Annotated in this window: 15 protein-coding genes; 10 read left to right on the plus strand and 5 right to left on the minus strand. The window is 57.1% G+C overall.

The window, feature by feature from the left end; all coding sequences use genetic code 11:
* Position 1: 1 nt before the first annotated feature.
* Both fsa and GRI39_RS07320 read right to left on the minus strand, forming a co-directional pair.
* Positions 2 to 658 carry a fructose-6-phosphate aldolase gene (fsa, locus tag GRI39_RS07315; protein ID WP_160739028.1) on the minus strand — a complete coding sequence of 219 codons (657 nt, stop codon included), beginning with the start codon at positions 656 to 658 and terminating at the stop codon, positions 2 to 4.
* Positions 659 to 1,142: 484 nt separating this feature from the next.
* On the minus strand, positions 1,143 to 1,883 hold the full coding sequence (locus GRI39_RS07320) for a DUF4197 domain-containing protein (RefSeq protein WP_246204950.1): 741 nt from the start codon (positions 1,881 to 1,883) through the stop codon (positions 1,143 to 1,145).
* 66 nt (positions 1,884 to 1,949) lie between these two features.
* Between GRI39_RS07320 and GRI39_RS07325 the strand changes: the two genes are divergently transcribed.
* On the plus strand, positions 1,950 to 4,127 hold the full coding sequence (locus tag GRI39_RS07325; RefSeq protein ID WP_160739029.1) for a primosomal protein N': 2,178 nt from the start codon (positions 1,950 to 1,952) through the stop codon (positions 4,125 to 4,127).
* Between the two features lie 6 nt (positions 4,128 to 4,133).
* Here GRI39_RS07325 and GRI39_RS07330 read toward each other — a convergent pair whose 3' ends face one another.
* The gene (locus GRI39_RS07330) at positions 4,134 to 5,171 is read right to left on the minus strand and encodes a bifunctional transcriptional activator/DNA repair enzyme AdaA (RefSeq protein WP_211371512.1); all 1,038 of its coding nucleotides are present in this window, start codon (positions 5,169 to 5,171) and stop codon (positions 4,134 to 4,136) included.
* Between the two features lie 83 nt (positions 5,172 to 5,254).
* On the opposite strand from GRI39_RS07330, the gene GRI39_RS07335 reads away from it, so the two are divergent.
* The 7 genes from GRI39_RS07335 (at position 5,255) to GRI39_RS07365 (ending at position 12,038) form a co-directional block, all read left to right on the plus strand.
* Positions 5,255 to 6,838: a S1C family serine protease gene (locus GRI39_RS07335; protein ID WP_246204951.1), complete on the plus strand. Its 1,584-nt coding sequence runs from the start codon at positions 5,255 to 5,257 to the stop codon at positions 6,836 to 6,838.
* 187 nt (positions 6,839 to 7,025) lie between these two features.
* The gene (locus GRI39_RS07340) at positions 7,026 to 7,580 is read left to right on the plus strand and encodes a F0F1 ATP synthase subunit delta (RefSeq protein WP_160739031.1); all 555 of its coding nucleotides are present in this window, start codon (positions 7,026 to 7,028) and stop codon (positions 7,578 to 7,580) included.
* A 13-nt stretch (positions 7,581 to 7,593) separates the two neighbouring features.
* The gene (gene atpA, locus GRI39_RS07345; RefSeq protein ID WP_160739032.1) at positions 7,594 to 9,123 is read left to right on the plus strand and encodes a F0F1 ATP synthase subunit alpha; all 1,530 of its coding nucleotides are present in this window, start codon (positions 7,594 to 7,596) and stop codon (positions 9,121 to 9,123) included.
* Positions 9,123 to 9,416, plus strand: coding sequence for a putative quinol monooxygenase (locus GRI39_RS07350; protein ID WP_160739033.1), 294 nt, complete (start codon positions 9,123 to 9,125; stop codon positions 9,414 to 9,416). The genes atpA and GRI39_RS07350 overlap by 1 nt, the downstream gene beginning before the upstream one ends.
* Positions 9,417 to 9,418: 2 nt before the next feature.
* Positions 9,419 to 10,294: a F0F1 ATP synthase subunit gamma gene (locus tag GRI39_RS07355; protein WP_160739034.1), complete on the plus strand. Its 876-nt coding sequence runs from the start codon at positions 9,419 to 9,421 to the stop codon at positions 10,292 to 10,294.
* 23 nt (positions 10,295 to 10,317) lie between these two features.
* Positions 10,318 to 11,775, plus strand: a complete 1,458-nt coding sequence (gene atpD, locus GRI39_RS07360; RefSeq protein WP_160739035.1) for a F0F1 ATP synthase subunit beta — start codon at positions 10,318 to 10,320, stop codon at positions 11,773 to 11,775.
* A 5-nt stretch (positions 11,776 to 11,780) separates the two neighbouring features.
* Entirely contained in the window at positions 11,781 to 12,038 is a 258-nt protein-coding gene (locus GRI39_RS07365; protein ID WP_160739036.1) for an ATP synthase F1 subunit epsilon, read from the plus strand.
* A gap of 533 nt (positions 12,039 to 12,571) precedes the next feature.
* Here GRI39_RS07365 and GRI39_RS07370 read toward each other — a convergent pair.
* Positions 12,572 to 13,483 (minus strand): DMT family transporter, encoded by a 912-nt coding sequence (locus tag GRI39_RS07370; protein WP_211371482.1) that lies wholly within the window; start codon positions 13,481 to 13,483, stop codon positions 12,572 to 12,574.
* A 317-nt stretch (positions 13,484 to 13,800) separates the two neighbouring features.
* Here GRI39_RS07370 and GRI39_RS07375 point away from each other — a divergent pair, with 317 nt between their 5' ends.
* The gene (locus tag GRI39_RS07375) at positions 13,801 to 15,312 is read left to right on the plus strand and encodes a TadA family conjugal transfer-associated ATPase (protein WP_160739037.1); all 1,512 of its coding nucleotides are present in this window, start codon (positions 13,801 to 13,803) and stop codon (positions 15,310 to 15,312) included.
* A gap of 1 nt (position 15,313) precedes the next feature.
* Here GRI39_RS07375 and GRI39_RS07380 read toward each other — a convergent pair whose 3' ends face one another.
* Complete coding sequence (locus GRI39_RS07380) at positions 15,314 to 15,547, minus strand: hypothetical protein (RefSeq protein ID WP_246204952.1); 234 nt, start codon at positions 15,545 to 15,547, stop codon at positions 15,314 to 15,316.
* 104 nt (positions 15,548 to 15,651) lie between these two features.
* Between GRI39_RS07380 and GRI39_RS07385 the strand changes: the two genes are divergently transcribed.
* Positions 15,652 to 16,569 carry a DMT family transporter gene (locus tag GRI39_RS07385; protein ID WP_160739038.1) on the plus strand — a complete coding sequence of 306 codons (918 nt, stop codon included), beginning with the start codon at positions 15,652 to 15,654 and terminating at the stop codon, positions 16,567 to 16,569.
* The last annotated feature ends 18 nt before the right edge of the window (positions 16,570 to 16,587 follow it).

Consider the following 16,587-nt stretch of genomic DNA (forward strand, 5'->3'; position numbering starts at 1 on the left):
CTTACTTGATGATGGACTGGCCGGTTTTGGCCCAATCAGCCATGAAGCCTTCAATGCCCTTGTCGGTCAGCACATGATTGGCCAGCGCCTTGATAACGGCAGGCGGCATAGTGGCAACATCCGCACCGATCCGCGCGCTTTCCAGCACATGGGTCGCATGACGCACAGATGCGACAAGGATCTGGGTTTCAAACAGGTAATTGTCATAAATCAGGCGAATATCGCTAATGAGCGACATGCCATCAAAACCATTGTCATCATGACGGCCTACGAAAGGTGACACGAAAGTCGCGCCAGCCTTGGCAGCCAGCAGCGCCTGATTGGCCGAGAAGCACAGCGTCACATTGACCATTGTGCCTTCAGAGGTCAGCGCCTTGCAGGTCTTGAGGCCATCAATCGTCAGCGGCACCTTGATGCAGACATTATCCGCGATCTTACGCAGGACTTCTGCCTCTTTCATCATCGTCTCATGATCGAGAGCGACAACTTCAGCAGAAACCGGGCCATCGGTAAGGCCGCAAATTTCCTTGGTCACTTCCATGAAATCCCGGCCGGATTTGGCGATCAGCGAAGGATTGGTGGTGACACCATCCAGCAAACCGGTTGCAGCAAGATCCTTGATGGCGGCAGTGTCGGCAGTGTCAGCGAAGAATTTCATGGTGGCTCCGGTCGGGCAGTTTGAGTCTGTTGGTGCTGCTATAAGAGCCAAGGCCCGCCAGTGCCACCCCCTCTATTCAAGCGTTATGATGCTGGTCATGGTGAAAGGCAAAGAAAGCCGATTATCTACCTTCATCATTCCAGCACAGGCGGGGACCACAAAGGCCAGGTTGCACTTCCTGATGGCATTGCTGCTGGATTCGCGCTTACGCGGGAATGACGAAAGTGGGAACGCGGTTTTTGGGTTTTCGTCGGAAGTGCCCTTTCGGCTTCCTGCGCTTCTCCCAATACAGAAATAGTCTAAATACCCTTGTCACTCCCGCGCAGGGGGGAATCCAGATGCAACGCAGATGAACAAGCGCAAGCTGCCTTAGGGGCGCCTGCTCCCCATTTCTGCACAACGGCTTCGGCTTTTTACCTTTGCCAACTGGATTCCCGCCTGCGCGGGAATGACGAAAATTGGGGTTAGTTATCTCTTTTATGACCTAGCGGCTCAGGCCCTTTGCCCCCGTCAGCACGCTAATCAGCATCGGATCTTGCGTGCTCGACGGGTTGGCACGGATCGCTGTTTCCTCCACGCCGATCTGATTCCAGATGGCGTTTTCCACTTCAGCTGAGAAACTGCGGGCCGCTCCGGCGATGTTGATGCCGGTCAGAGCGGACAGGGCCTGGCCTACCAGCGGATCATCCGCCACACGCAAGGCGTCGCTGACTTCGGGCACCAGAATTTCCAGCAAGCTTTGGCTCATATTCTGGCGCAAGAAACTGGTCGCCGCCGTCGGCCCGCCGTTGATGAGGGCCAGCGCATTGCTGATACCGATGGTTTTGACCGCTTCTGTCACCACCGGGGCCGCACGGTAGGATGCGTCTATGGCAATATCGGCGAAGGCATCTTCCAGCCGCGATTTGAACAAGGCCGATGTGAGGATGGATGACAGCGTATCACCGCGCGCGCCGAGCATGTTGCCAAAGCCGACCTTGGCGACCTGTTCATCCCAAAAACCGCCCGGTGCGGTTAATTGCGCAAAGGCACGGTCGCTGGAAATCAACAGCATCCGCCGGACAGCTTCAGTCAGGCTAAATCCTCCCATGCTCTGACAGGCCGGAAGGGCAAGCAGGCTGGTTGCCAATGCACCACCCATCAGCGCCTTGCCGAGAAAATTGCGCCGTCCGACAGTAGCTTTTGCCATGCCTTGCGTGCCTTCATTCAAAACCATTTCACCCATCAGAGCGACCTCTTTATCTTGGCGCTTGTAGCGCGATGCCCTAACTGCCCATATAGGCAGCGTCTCATGAACCGCGTCCGACTTGTCATATTCAATGCCGCATTAGGCCCGCTCGACTATCGTGTTCCCGATGGAATGCAGGTGGGGCCCGGTTCTGTGGTGCTGGCACCGCTTGGCCCCCGCCAAATCACCGGGATTGTCTGGGAAACCGAACGACTACCTGCTGCCACGGTTCCAGATCACAAGCTGCGGCCACTGCTGGGCAAGCTGCCCGTGCCGCCTTTGCGTGCCGAATTGCGCCGTCTGGTAGAATGGACCGCCGACTATTATTGCGCCCCGCTCGCCTCTGTCGCGCGGATGGTGCTGGCTAGTGGCGGGGCGCTGAAAGGCCCGGCCACGATGACCGAATATCGGCTGGGTGACCGCGAGCCTGACCGAATGACCCCGCAGCGTGAAAAGGCGATGGACGCGCTTCAGGGTGAGCAGGCCACCATGCGCGAATTGTCCGAACTGGCGGGTGTGAGCGTGGGCGTCTTGCGCGGTCTGGTCACTCAAGGGGTGCTGGAACCTGTCGAGGTGGATTGTGACCGGCCCTACCCTCGTGCGCTGGCGGATTTCGCCCAGCCGGTGCTCAACCCAAGCCAGCAAGAAGCAGCAAACCGCTTTATCCATGCCATGCGCGGCGGGCAATTCACGCCCTTCCTGCTCGATGGGGTGACAGGTTCGGGCAAAACGGAAGTCTATTTCGAAGCCATTGCCGAAGCGCTGGCGAATGAGAGACAAGTGCTGGTGTTGCTTCCCGAAATTGCGCTGACTGAGGCGTTCCTGCGCCGGTTTGAAACGCGCTTCGGGGTGGCGCCGATTGTCTGGCATTCCTCACTCAAAAGCACAGAGCGCCGCCGCGCATGGCGCGCGATTGCCAATGGCGATGCCAAGGCGCGCGCGCAAGTGGTTGTGGGCGCGCGTTCTGCATTGTTCCTGCCCTATGCTGCGTTGGGCCTGATCGTGGTGGATGAAGCGCATGAGGTGTCCTTTAAGCAGGATGACGGCGTGCGCTATAATGCCCGCGATGTGGCGGTGATGCGCGCGCGGTTTGAGAAAATTCCCGTGGTCCTCGCCAGTGCGACGCCTGCGCTGGAAAGCCTGCAAATGGCCGAAGCGGGGATTTACGAAAAGGTCGATCTGGAAAGCCGCTTCGGCGGGGCGCAGATGCCGGAAATTTCCATTGTCGATCTGCGTGAAACCCCACCTGAACGTGGGCACTGGCTGGCCCCGCCGCTCGTGACTGAGATGAAATTGCGACTGGAGCGGGGTGAGCAATCCTTGCTGTTCCTCAACCGGCGCGGCTATGCGCCGCTCACCCTGTGCCGCCATTGCGGTTTCCGTTTCCAATGCCCTAATTGCAGCGCATGGCTGGTGGAACACCGCCTGTCGAACCGCCTCACCTGCCATCATTGCGGCCATGAAACCCGCCCCCCGCCAGCCTGCCCGGAATGCGGCACCGAGGATTGCCTTGTCGCCTGCGGCCCTGGTGTGGAACGGATCGCGGATGAAGTGCGTGAGATTTTACCTGAAGCCCGCGTGGCGCTGGTGACATCCGACACGCTCAATTCGCCGGAAAAGGCCGCCGAATTTGTCGCACAGGCGGAAGGGCGGGCCATTGATGTGATTGTGGGCACGCAGCTTGTTACTAAAGGCTTCCACTTCCCCGAACTCACTCTGGTGGGTGTAGTTGACGCTGATCTAGGCCTTGAAGGCGGTGATTTGCGCGCAGCGGAGCGGACCTATCAGCAAGTGGCACAGGTTGCCGGGCGCGCGGGGCGCGGATCGAAACCGGGTGAAGTGCTGCTTCAAACGCGCCATCCCGAAGCTTCGGTCATTGCGGCACTCGCCGCTGGGGACCGCGATGCTTTTTACAGTGCCGAAACCGAAGCCCGCCGCCATGCCGGTGCCCCGCCGTTCGGGCGCTGGGCGGCGATTATTGTCTCATCTGAAGATGAAGCCGAAGCGCGTGATGCTGCCCGTGCAATTGGGGGATCACGGCCAGACCTACCCGATGTGATGGTGCTCGGCCCGGCCCCTGCCCCGATGGCTTTGCTGCGTGGACGCTATCGCTATCGCCTGTTGATCAATGCTCGGCGCACGGCGCAGGTCCAGAACATCATCCGCGAATGGCTAGGCGCATTGAAATTCCCGCAAGGTGTCCGCGTAGGTGTGGATATTGATCCTTACAGCTTTGTTTAGCGCGGATCAGCTCTCACCCTTTTCACGGCGCAGCAGTTCTTCCTTGATCGCTGTCCCAAAAGCATAGCCGCCGATAGAACCATCTGCCCGGATAACCCGATGGCAGGGAATCAGCACCGCAACCGGATTGGCCCCATTGGCACTACCGGCCGCGCGCATCGCCTTGGGATTGCCCGCTGCCGCAGCAAGCTCTGCATAGCTGCGCGTTTCGCCCTTGGGGATAAGCCGCAATTGCTGCCAGACACGTTCCTGAAAAGCGGTGCCCTGCACGTCGAGCGGAATATCCGATACATCGCTTGGGCTTTCAACTGCAGCAATCACCTTTCCCAGTAGTTCGGTGAAGGCATCCCCACCTGGCACCAGCGTTGCACGCGGGAAGGTCTTTACCAGATCTTCGGCCGGCGTATTGAACGCCAGGCGGCATACGCCCTTATCGCTCGCCGCGACCAACATCTCGCCCAGAGAAGTCTTCACCAGCGCCCAGCGAATCGTCATGCCTTCGCCGCCCTTGGCCCATACAGAGGGTGTCATGCCAAGCCTGCCTTCCATTGCTGCATAAAACCGGGAGGGGCTTTCAAAACCCGCCTTATATATAACGTCTGTTACATCGCTTGCCCCTTGCAGCATGTCTTGCGCCCTTTGGCTGCGCAAAGCGCGGGCATAAGCGGCAGGGGACAGGCCAATATCGCGCTTGAACAATCGCTGGAGATGCGAGGGTGAATAGCCCACCTCATCCGCCAGCGCATCCAGACCATGCGCTGAGGGGTCACGCTTTAACAAAGCCAGCACCCGATCAATCGCCGCCCTGTCTCGCGCCACTTCATCGGGCCGACATCTTCTGCAGGGGCGCAGGCCCGCAGCCTGCGCATCTTCTTCCTTCAGATAGAACCGGGTGTTCTCCGGCTTGGGCCGGCGAGCCGGGCAACTGGGGCGGCAATAAATACCGGTCGTCAACACACCAACCACAAAGCACCCATCGGCTGCCCGGTCTCGTGCAGCAAAAGCGGCTTCCATGGCCGTATGGTCCAAAAGATCACCCATCATCATGGCTCTTACTATAGAGAAAGTGTCACATGAGAGCGTCTCGATTCTTGCGCTCAAACCAAAGGCAGGCGAAAAAGGCCGCGATGACTGACAAAATATCCTCCCTTCCCGCAATCTGCTTCACCAAAATCATTATGACTTTGGTAGCCCTATGTGCCGTGACCAGCGCCGCTCATGCGGAACGATCCGACATTGACGCTGCCGCGCGCGGTGTGGTCCGCATCATCATTGTCGAACGCGATGGTGGCGATGTTTATCCGGTGTCGCACGGGTCTGGCTTTGCCGTCACGCCGGAGCGAATCGTGACCAATGCGCATGTGGTGGAAGAAGCACGCAACAATGCAGATCTGGCAATTGGGATTGTGCCGTCAGATGGCGGCAAGGCGGTTTATGGAAGGCTCATCACTGTATCCAAGCGCAATGATCTGGCGCTGATTGCCACAACCAGCGCGCTGAACCTTGCGCCACTCACATTGTCAGGCAATCCAGATAATGACTCTGGCTCGGTCACAGCGGTCGGTTATCCGATGAATGTAGACCGGGCGCAGGGCCTCAGTATGGATGACATTTTCAAGGCCCAGCCTCCTGTTAAAAGCACCGGCTTCCTTTCCGGTGACCGGCCGACGCGTGATTTTGACACGCTGCTCCACACTGCGCCCATCGCACGTGGAAACAGTGGCGGCCCCTTGCTCGACAATTGTGGGCGCGTGGTTGGCGTCAATTCCTTCGGCGCCGAAAGCGATGGCGCCGATGCTGAGTTCTTTTTCGCTATTTCCAATCGCGAGCTACTCCCCTTCCTTCGCGCCAACAACATTACCCCGCAAGTCAACAGCCTGCCCTGTCGCAGCCTCGCCGATCTCGATCAGGCGGAACGCGAAAGGTCACAGCAGCAGCAGATGAATGCGCGCATCTCTCGTGAAGATGAAGCCAATGCTCTTTCCCGCCGCCGCGAGAGTGTTCAGCGCAAAGAACAGTTCGCCCTGATTCAGGAACGCGAAGATGGGATGGCTCTGGCCACGGTCCTCCTCATGATTGCATTTGGCGCAGGCGGCTTTGGGCTGATTTCCTATCAGCGTGAGAAACATCGCCCGGCCATGATCGCAGGCGGTATTGCCTTTGTGTTCCTGCTGGGTTCCGCTGCAGCATGGGCGATGCGCCCCAGCTTTGCGGATCTGGATGATCGGGTAGAAAGTGCAATGCGCTCCGAAAGCCCAGCCAGCGAACCAGAAGTGCCCGCCTCTATCGCCAACGCCGGCACACAGCAGAAACTCTCCTGCACATTGGATATTTCACGCAGCCGGGTGACCAGTGCAGCCGATGACAGTGTGGATTTCACCTGGACCGATGAAGGCTGCGTCAACGGCCGAACCCAATATGGCAGGGCCAATGGCGATTGGTCACGCATTCTGGTGCCCGATAATGAAGCGGCTGTGTCAATTGCCAGCTATCACCCCGCCAGCAAGGAATATCGCGTGGACCGCTATCTCCTTGGCCATAAGGAAATGGCTGCCGCAAGATCTGCCCGCTCAGAATATAAGGCCCCCACTTGTGGTGCTGACGAAACAGCCGTGAGTGATTTCGGCAATCGGCAGAACAGTGTTCTTGCCGTGCTTCCGGTCAAGCCCAACGAAAGGCTGGTGTATAAGTGCAACGTAAGCGAGAACTAAGAGCGCTGACTCTGCAATATTTTGGCCACACTCTGTCACTCTGGGGCAAATTGGAGTGCGACTCGGGTTGCATCACCAGCCCCTCGGTGGTAGTCGCGCGCCAGTCCTACCGAGGAGCCTTTTGGCGTGTCCGATTTGGTAGTGACATAGTTTTCCGTTTCTTCGGATAGTGAGAGGGGTTTTACGCGTGGAGCTTTCCGCCGGTATTCAGGCCAGCCTAGCCGGGCGTTACGCCCTGGCCTTGTTCGACCTAGCTTCAGAATCCGGCAATGTGACCGCCGTCGAAGCTGATCTTGTTAAACTCAAGGACGCACTGGCCGAATCGGCTGAACTGCGTGCTCTGATTCACAATCCTGAAATCAGCCGTGCTGATCTCGGCAAGGTGATGAATGGTATTGCCGAATTGCTGGCGATTTCGCCCATCACGCGCAACTTCCTGGGCGTGCTGGCTGAAAACCGCCGCGTGACCAAGCTGGCCGCGATCATTCGTGCGTTCCAGACCATCGCCGCTGAACAGCGTGGCGAAGTCACAGCGGAAGTGGCCACCGCCCATGCCCTCAGTGCAGACCAGATCGCTTCTCTCGAACAGAAGCTGAAGGCACGCGAAGGTCGCAATGTTAAGATTCATACGAGCGTTGACCCGGATCTGCTGGGTGGGCTCGTCGTCACTATCGGTTCCAAGCGGGTCGACAATTCGATCCGGACCCGTCTCAATACTCTCGCCCACGCGATGAAGGGCTGATGAAAGGCTGAAAATGGAAATTCGCGCCGCAGAAATCTCCAAGGTCATTAAGGACCAGATCGCCAATTTCGGCACCGACGCGCAAGTCAGCGAAGTCGGCACCGTGCTTTCCGTTGGTGATGGCATCGCCCGCATCCACGGCCTCGACAAAGTTCAGGCTGGTGAAATGGTCGAATTCGCCAATGGCATTCAGGGCATGGCCCTCAACCTCGAAGCTGACAATGTCGGTGTCGTGATCTTTGGTTCGGACTCCGACATCAAGGAAGGCGACAGCGTCAAGCGGACCGGCACCATCGTGGACGTTCCCGTTGGCAAGGGCCTGCTCGGCCGCGTGGTTGACGCTCTTGGCAACCCAATTGACGGCAAAGGCCCGATCGTTTCCGATCAGCGTGCGCGCGTCGAAAGCAAAGCGCCAGGCATCATCCCGCGTAAATCGGTTCACGAACCTGTGCAGACCGGCATCAAGGCCATTGACGCTCTGGTTCCTGTTGGCCGTGGCCAGCGCGAATTGATCATTGGTGACCGTCAGACCGGTAAGACCGCTGTCGCCATCGATACTTTCATCAACCAGAAGGGCCCGAATGCGGGCGATGATGAAAACAAGAAGCTGTACTGCATCTATGTTGCTGTCGGCCAGAAGCGCTCCACCGTGGCGCAGATCGTTCGTCAGCTCGAAGAAAATGGTGCGATGGAATATTCCATCGTTGTGGCGGCAACCGCTTCGGAACCCGCTCCGCTTCAGTATCTCGCACCCTATACCGGTTGCGCGATGGGTGAATTCTTCCGTGACAACGGTATGCACTCACTGATCGTTTATGACGATCTTTCCAAGCAGGCGAATGCCTATCGCCAGATGTCGCTGCTGCTGCGTCGTCCTCCAGGCCGTGAAGCCTATCCGGGTGACGTTTTCTACCTGCACAGCCGTCTGCTCGAACGCGCTGCCAAGCTGAACGAAGCCAATGGCTCGGGTTCGATGACTGCTCTGCCGATCATCGAAACGCAGGCTGGCGACGTGTCTGCTTACATTCCAACCAACGTGATTTCGATCACCGATGGTCAGATCTTCCTCGAAACGGACCTGTTCTATCAGGGCATTCGTCCGGCGATTAACGTCGGTCTGTCGGTTTCGCGTGTGGGTGGTTCGGCTCAGACCAAGGCGATGAAAAAGGTCGCTGGTTCGATCAAGCTCGAACTCGCCCAATATCGTGAAATGGCTGCCTTCGCCCAGTTCGGTTCGGATCTCGACCCGGCTACGCAGAAGCTGCTCAATCGCGGTGCTCGTCTGACCGAACTCCTCAAGCAGGCACAGTTCTCACCGCTGCCGTTTGAAGAGCAGACCGTGTCGATCTTCGCTGGCACCAATGGCTATCTCGATGCCATCGCAGTCGATCAGGTGACCGAATATGAAGCGGAAATGCTCAGCTTCATGCGTTCGCAACATGCTGACGTGCTCGGAGATATCCGTTCAAGCCAGAAATTCGAAGGTGATGTGAAGGATCGCACTGTTGCGGCCCTCGACGCCTTCGCCAAGCAGTTCGCCTGATGAGCTACACCGTCTTTGCAACAATCCCCGTAAAGCCTGAGCATCTTGATGATGCCCAGGCTGCGGTTGCGGGAATTGTGCCGTTGACGCGGGCAGAGACGGGATGTGAGCAATTCGAGCCTTGCCGCGCTGCGGACGGGTCCCCGAACATCTACATTTTCGAACGTTGGGCGGATCGCGCAGCTTTCGACTATCACCACGCTCAGGACTATACTCGCGCTGTTTTCACCCACTATGAAAATTGGTTGCGGGAAGAACCCAAGCTGGTCGAAGTAACGGAGCTTAAGGACTGACTATGGCCAGTCTCAAGGAACTCAAAGGTCGTATCAACTCGGTCAAATCGACCCAGAAGATCACCAAGGCCAAACAGATGGTTGCCGCGGCGAAGCTGCGTAAGGCGCAGGCTGCTGCCGAAGCTGCCCGCCCTTATGCGGAACGCCTGACAAATGTAATGGGCAGCCTGGCAAGCAAGGTTGGGGGCAAGGATGGCGCGCCAAAACTGCTCGCCGGAACCGGCTCTACCAAGCGCCACCTTCTTGTCGTCGTCAATACGGACAAGGGTCTGTGCGGTGGCCTGAACGCGACTATTGTGCGCGCAGCTGCAGCCAAGGCCCGCGCCCTGATGGAAGAAGGCAAAAGCGTCGAATTTTATCTGGTCGGCAAAAAGGGCCGTGCGCCGCTGAAGCGCCAGTTCTCGGATCAGATCGGCACGCATTTCGATACGTCTACCGTTCGCACCCCCGGCTTTGAAGAGGCGGAGGCCATCGCGAATGAGCTGCTCAGCATGTATGAAGCTGGCAAATATGACGTTGCGCATCTGATCTACCCGCATTTCAAATCTGCGCTGGTCCAGATCCCAACCGTTCAGCAACTGGTTCCCGTCCCCGCCCCTGAAGCGCAGGCCACTGCGGCTGATGGTGTGGTTGAATATGAACCGGGTGAAGAAGCAATCCTCGAAGAATTGCTGCCGCGTTATATCCGGACACAGCTTTTCGGTGGATTGCTGGAAGTCGCCGCTTCCGAGCAAGGCGCATCCATGAACGCCATGGACAGTGCCACACGCAACGCCGGCGATCTTATCAGCAAGCTCACCATTCAGTATAACCGCAGCCGCCAGGCCGCGATTACCACTGAATTGATCGAAATTATTGCGGGCGCCGAAGCGCTCTAAGGCATCAACCTAAGGAAGAATCCATGGCTACCGCCCCCGTGTTAAACCAGAATCCCAACGGCACGATCAGCCAGGTCATCGGCGCTGTTGTTGACGTGATTTTCGAAGGCGAACTGCCGTCCATCCTGTCGGCTCTCGAAACCGACAATAATGGCAAGCGCCTTGTTCTTGAAGTGGCACAGCATCTCGGTGAAAACACCGTGCGTTGCATCGCTATGGACGGCACAGACGGCCTCACCCGTGGCCAGAAGGTCACCAGCACCGGAGAACAGATCTCTGTTCCGGTCGGCCCGAAGACACTCGGCCGCATCATGAATGTCGTCGGTGAACCGATTGACGAACGTGGCCCTGTCGGCGCTGAAAAGACCGCTCCGATCCACGCTGAAGCACCTCCCTTCATCGAACAGTCCACCGAAGCTGCCATTCTCGTAACGGGCATCAAGGTCATCGACCTTCTCGCACCTTACGCTCGTGGTGGTAAGATCGGCCTGTTCGGCGGTGCTGGTGTGGGCAAGACGGTTCTTATTCAGGAACTGATCAACAACATCGCAAAGGGCCACGGTGGTGTGTCTGTTTTCGCAGGTGTTGGTGAACGTACCCGTGAAGGGAACGACCTTTACCACGAATTCCTCGACGCTGGCGTTATCGCCAAGGACGAAGATGGCAATGCCATCTCGGAAGGCTCCAAGGTTGCGCTGGTTTATGGCCAGATGAACGAACCTCCGGGTGCCCGTTCGCGCGTGGCTCTCTCCGGCCTCACCATGGCGGAATATTTCCGCGATGAAGAAGGCCAGGACGTGCTGTTCTTCGTGGACAACATCTTCCGCTTCACGCAGGCTGGTTCGGAAGTGTCCGCACTGCTCGGCCGTATTCCTTCGGCCGTGGGTTATCAGCCAACGCTCGCCACTGACATGGGTCAGCTGCAGGAACGTATTACGTCCACCAGCAAGGGTTCGATCACTTCGGTTCAGGCTATTTACGTGCCTGCCGATGACCTTACCGATCCGGCTCCTGCCACCTCCTTCGCCCACTTGGACGCAACGACCGTGCTTAACCGTGCGATCTCCGAACTGGGCATCTATCCAGCCGTTGACCCGCTCGATTCCACCAGCCGCGTTCTCGAACCGCGCGTTGTTGGTACCGATCACTACGAAACGGCTCGTAAGGTTCAGGAAACGCTTCAGAAGTACAAGTCTTTGCAGGACATCATCGCCATTCTCGGCATGGATGAATTGTCAGAAGAAGATAAGCTGACCGTGCAGCGCGCTCGTAAGATCCAGCGCTTCCTGTCACAGCCGTTCCACGTGGCTGAAGTCTTCACCGGTATCTCGGGCAAGTTCGTTCAGCTCGAAGACACGATCAAGAGCTTCAAGGCTGTAGTTGAAGGTGAGTATGATCACCTTCCAGAAAGCGCCTTCTACATGGTTGGCGGGATCGATGAAGCGGTCGCCAAGGCCAAGAAGATGGCTGAGGAAGCCTAAGCATCATGGCTCTTCACTTCGAACTCGTCACCCCGGCCAAACTGGTCCGCTCCGAGGAAGTCCACATGGTGGTCGTCCCCGGTACGGAAGGCGAATTCGGGGTGCTGGAAGGCCATGCGCCTTTCATGTCGACCATTGCTGATGGTATGATTCAGGTCTTCAAGACTGCCAGTAGCCAGCCGGAGAATATCCAGGTGCGTGGTGGTTTTGCTGAAGTGGGCGACAAGGGCCTGACGGTTCTTGCCGAACATGTCGAAGACTGATCGTCTGATCCCAGCATGATTTAAGAAAGGGCTGCCTTCGGGTGGCCCTTTTTCTTTGGGCCAGAGCGATGAGACTGCCCGCTCTCGAACAGACAAAAAAATAGCCCGGCCAAAAGACCGGGCTGAATAAGTTTGGGAGAGGATGCCTGAAAGGCCTGTTCCGTATGGGTGAGTTGCAGGATTCGCACAAACGACTTAACTGCAAGAGGTGTTGCATGTTTTGCAACTCACACCTTTGAAGGCCTATTTGGTGCGCGTAGGTGCATGAAAATCAGGTGGCTTGCCCGCAACCCAGCGAATGAAGCGCGCAATTTGTGCATTTTCCAACAGAGCATCGCGTGCCCCCTGGGTTCGGGCCAACTCTGCATTTGTAAAATGCGCATGAATGGTTCGGTGGCAAATAGGGTGGACTGGAACCGTCTCCCGCCCCCGCTTGGCCTTGGGGATAGTGTGATGCCAATGCACCCGCTTCCCCAATAGCCTGCCGCATAACCAGCAGCCTTGTACTTCATCTTCTACCACCATGAATGGGTTCAAACGGACAGTGACTTGCGTGGTCGACGTTCCCACCACAGGTAAAGTCCGGCACCGACAATCATGCCCGCACCAAGCAGGCTCATGCCATCAGGCACATCGCCAAAGAAAATCCACCCCAAGGCAACGGCCGTCAAAAGCTGACCATAGGTCATGGGAGCGACAGCCGCAGCACCGGCCTTGGTCGTTCCCATATAGATACACCAATGCGCCAGCGTGGCACTACAGGCGATAAAGGCACAGCGTGCAAAGACATGCCAGGCCGGCCAATGCATGTGGAGCGCCTCCACACCGCTGAAATGCCCTGCAATGGTGGCCAGTGTCAGCACCACCGACGCCGTGACTGAAAGATAAACCTGCATTGCAAGAACACTCGCCACGCCTGATGTGGCGCGGTTACTGATGATCAAGACGGCCATTCCCAACGCCGCAGCCAATGGCAACAGAGCCGCAGGCCCCAGCACCATGAAATTTGGGCGGATCACCACCACCACGCCTGCAAAAGCCACGATCGTGGCGATGATCGCCGGCAGGCGCAGCTTCTCGCCCAGAAACAACGCCGCCAGAAGCGCCGTCAGCATAGGCTGGGTAAAGGTGATCGTGATCGCTTCGCCTAAAGGCATCAGCCAGACAGCCGCAAAGATAGCGATACTGGAAAGCGCCACCGCTGCACCCCGGACCCACTGCATCCGTGCCTTTGGCATATGGAGCAATGCGCCCCAGCCTTCCCTATAGATCAACACCGCAGAAAGGACGATTGCTGCCAGAATATAGCGCGTCGCCGCCATCGCCGTTGGGGGCCACATATGCGCCATACCCTTGATGATGGCATCACCCACTGCGAGGAGCGAAAACCCGGCCAGCACAAATAGCAACCCGGCCCGTTCAGTATGATGTATCGAGATATCCAAGCTCCCAGATTGTTTTGCACCGATTAGGCATGTGCCTCGCTCATCAGCAAGGCCTTAAGTGATCTGGGCAGCTCAGGTCGCTACTACCCGCCCTATAGCTGGCATAAACACTCCTGAGCCAGAACTCATCTATTCGCTCGCTGCAACTTCGCGGATAATTATCCAGAGCCTTAGTGCACGTAAACCTCGAGCTTCATTAGGGAAGTTTCAAAGTTTGGGGCTTTATGCTGGGTTAATCGTTGAGCGCATAGATTACGTTGAAAAGTAAAAGCCCGGCCCGTGATGGCTGTGCTTCCCGAATGACCAGGAATGAACGAATGAGCAACTTCGGACGCAAGAACGGTACAGGCAATCTCCAGCCTGCTGCGCGACCGAATTTCGGTGTAGCCCGGCCGATGAAAGGCCCGGCACCTACTTCCAAACAATCCGATGGTGATCCGCTCACTCCGGGCGGCCCGGGTGCAGGGGCGAAATCGGTGGAGCGCGCGCCAGCAGTTGATGATGCGCTCTCACGCCTGGCGGAACGAGCGAACTCCGTTAACGATAGCGTCGCTGAAGTTGGCGGCTTTGAAGCCAGCGTCCATAAAATCAAGGAACAGGTTCTCCCACGCCTGTTAGAGCGGGTTGATCCTGAAGCCGCATCCACTCTGTCCAAAGATGAGCTGTCAGAAGAATTCCGCCCAATCATCATGGAAGTGCTCACTGAATTAAAAGTGACGCTCAACCGACGTGAACAATTCGCGCTGGAAAAGGTGCTGATCGATGAATTGCTGGGCTTTGGCCCGTTGGAAGAATTGCTTCAGGACCCCAATATCACCGATATCATGGTCAATGGCCCGGACCAGACCTATGTCGAACGCAAGGGTAAATTGCAGCTTGCCCCGATCCGCTTTCGGGATGAACAACATCTGTTTCAGATTGCCCAGCGAATCGTCAATCAAGTAGGCCGACGGGTTGATCAGACCACACCACTGGCCGACGCCCGTCTGAAAGACGGCAGCCGTGTGAACGTAATCGTGCCACCGCTAAGTTTGCGCGGCACGGCGATCTCAATCCGTAAATTTTCCGAAAAACCCATCACGCTTGATATGCTTCAGGGCTTCGGCTCGATGAATGAAGCGATGTGCACCGCGCTCAAAATCGCTGGAGCGTGTCGGATGAATGTGGTGATTTCAGGTGGTACAGGCTCAGGCAAAACCACCATGCTCAATGCTCTGTCCAAGATGATTGATCCGGGCGAGCGTGTGTTGACGATTGAAGATGCGGCAGAATTGCGCCTGCAACAACCCCATTGGCTGCCGCTGGAAACCCGCCCGCCGAACCTTGAAGGGCAAGGCGCAATTACCATTGGTGATCTGGTGAAAAACGCACTGCGTATGCGGCCAGACCGGATCATCCTTGGCGAAATTCGCGGGGCGGAGTGTTTTGACCTGCTTGCTGCGATGAACACCGGGCACGATGGCTCCATGTGCACATTGCACGCCAACTCTCCGCGTGAATGCCTTGGCCGGATGGAAAACATGATTCTGATGGGGGACATCAAGATCCCAAAAGAAGCCATCAGCCGCCAGATTGCCGAAAGTGTCGATCTGATCGTTCAGGTGAAGCGCCTGCGTGATGGTTCCCGCCGCACAACCAACATCACGGAAGTGATCGGGATGGAAGGCGAGGTGATCGTGACGCAGGAATTGTTCAAATTCGAATATCTCGATGAAGATGAAGACGGCAAGATCATCGGTGAATACCGGTCATCCGGCTTGCGTCCTTATACGCTGGAAAAAGCCCGGCAGTTCGGTTTTGATCAGGCCTATCTGGAGGCATGCCTCTAACTCAGTGACCAAACAGGGCTTTGGCAGATAGTGTCAAAAGCCCAGCGCCGAGAAATGCCAGCAAAACAAAAACGGTCGTCCACGGCACCCAGCCCACCGCATCAATGGACTTGCGCTTGTTGCGCCGATGCTCTGCCAGCATAGCCAGCAGCGCCAGAAACAGGCACACACTACCCCATATAGCGAGCCATACGGCATCGCTGGCAAACATCAGAAATTGCGGCTCGGAGAACATGAGCAGCGATATGGTGCCATTGCGGTTCTACAGCAAGCGCCCGGCGACCAAGATTGCCAGATCGGTGCTTGATTGCCCACTCTATCCGCTTAAGGGAGGGCTTGATGACCTCTTCGGAAAACCGCAATCGGCCGGGCATGGCGTTGCTCATACGGCTCGGCGCCGTAGCTGCACTGGCGACCATGTCAGCACTTATCAAGGTAGCGGGTGAACATCACATCAACCTGATCGAGATTTTGTTCTGGCGGCAGTTTGTCGCCTTGCCGATCATTTTGGGTTGGTTGCTTTCAACCGCTGGAGTTTCAGCCCTGGCCACGAAACGGCCCTGGAGCCATGCGAGACGGGCAGGCTTCGGACTGCTTGGCATGGTGCTCAATTTTGGCGGTGTCATGCTGCTCCCGCTAGCTGAAGCCACGACAATGAGCTTCACCGCTCCTATCTGGGCAGTGATCCTCTCCACATTGGTGTTGAAGGAAAGCGTTGGCATTTACCGGTGGGCGGCAGTGATCCTCGGCTTTACTGGTGTGTTGGTGATCGCACAACCGGGTGGCGGGCACATCCCGCTTTTCGGAGCTTGTGTTGCCCTTGGCGGCGCATTCATGGTGGCAGTGGTTTCCATTCAGATTGCCGACCTCAACAAGACCGAGCGCCCGCTAACCATCGTCTTCTGGTTTGCCGCCTTCAGTACGGCAATCACCGTAGTCGCCCTGCCCTTCGTCATTACGCGGCATACGCCTTTTGAATGGTTGCTGCTGATGGGAATGGCCGTTTCCGGAACCATCGGACAGATATTGCTCACCTCAGCCTTGCGCTTTGGTAAAGTCGCCAGTGTCATTGTGATGGATTATTCATCCCTGTTCTGGGCCACACTCTACGGCTGGTTGATCTGGCACACACTTCCGTCTGCAAGCACATGGATTGGCGCACCCCTGATCATAGTCGCGGGAATAGTCATCGCCTGGCGGGAACATTATCTCGGCCGAATAGGCAAACGCAAACGCCTGGCGGACCCCGGAACCTAAATTCGCGCGAGAAGTTGA

Origin of the sequence: Altericroceibacterium indicum (assembly GCF_009828105.1) — a bacterium.
GTDB classification, from domain to species: Bacteria; Pseudomonadota; Alphaproteobacteria; order Sphingomonadales; family Sphingomonadaceae; genus Altericroceibacterium; species Altericroceibacterium indicum.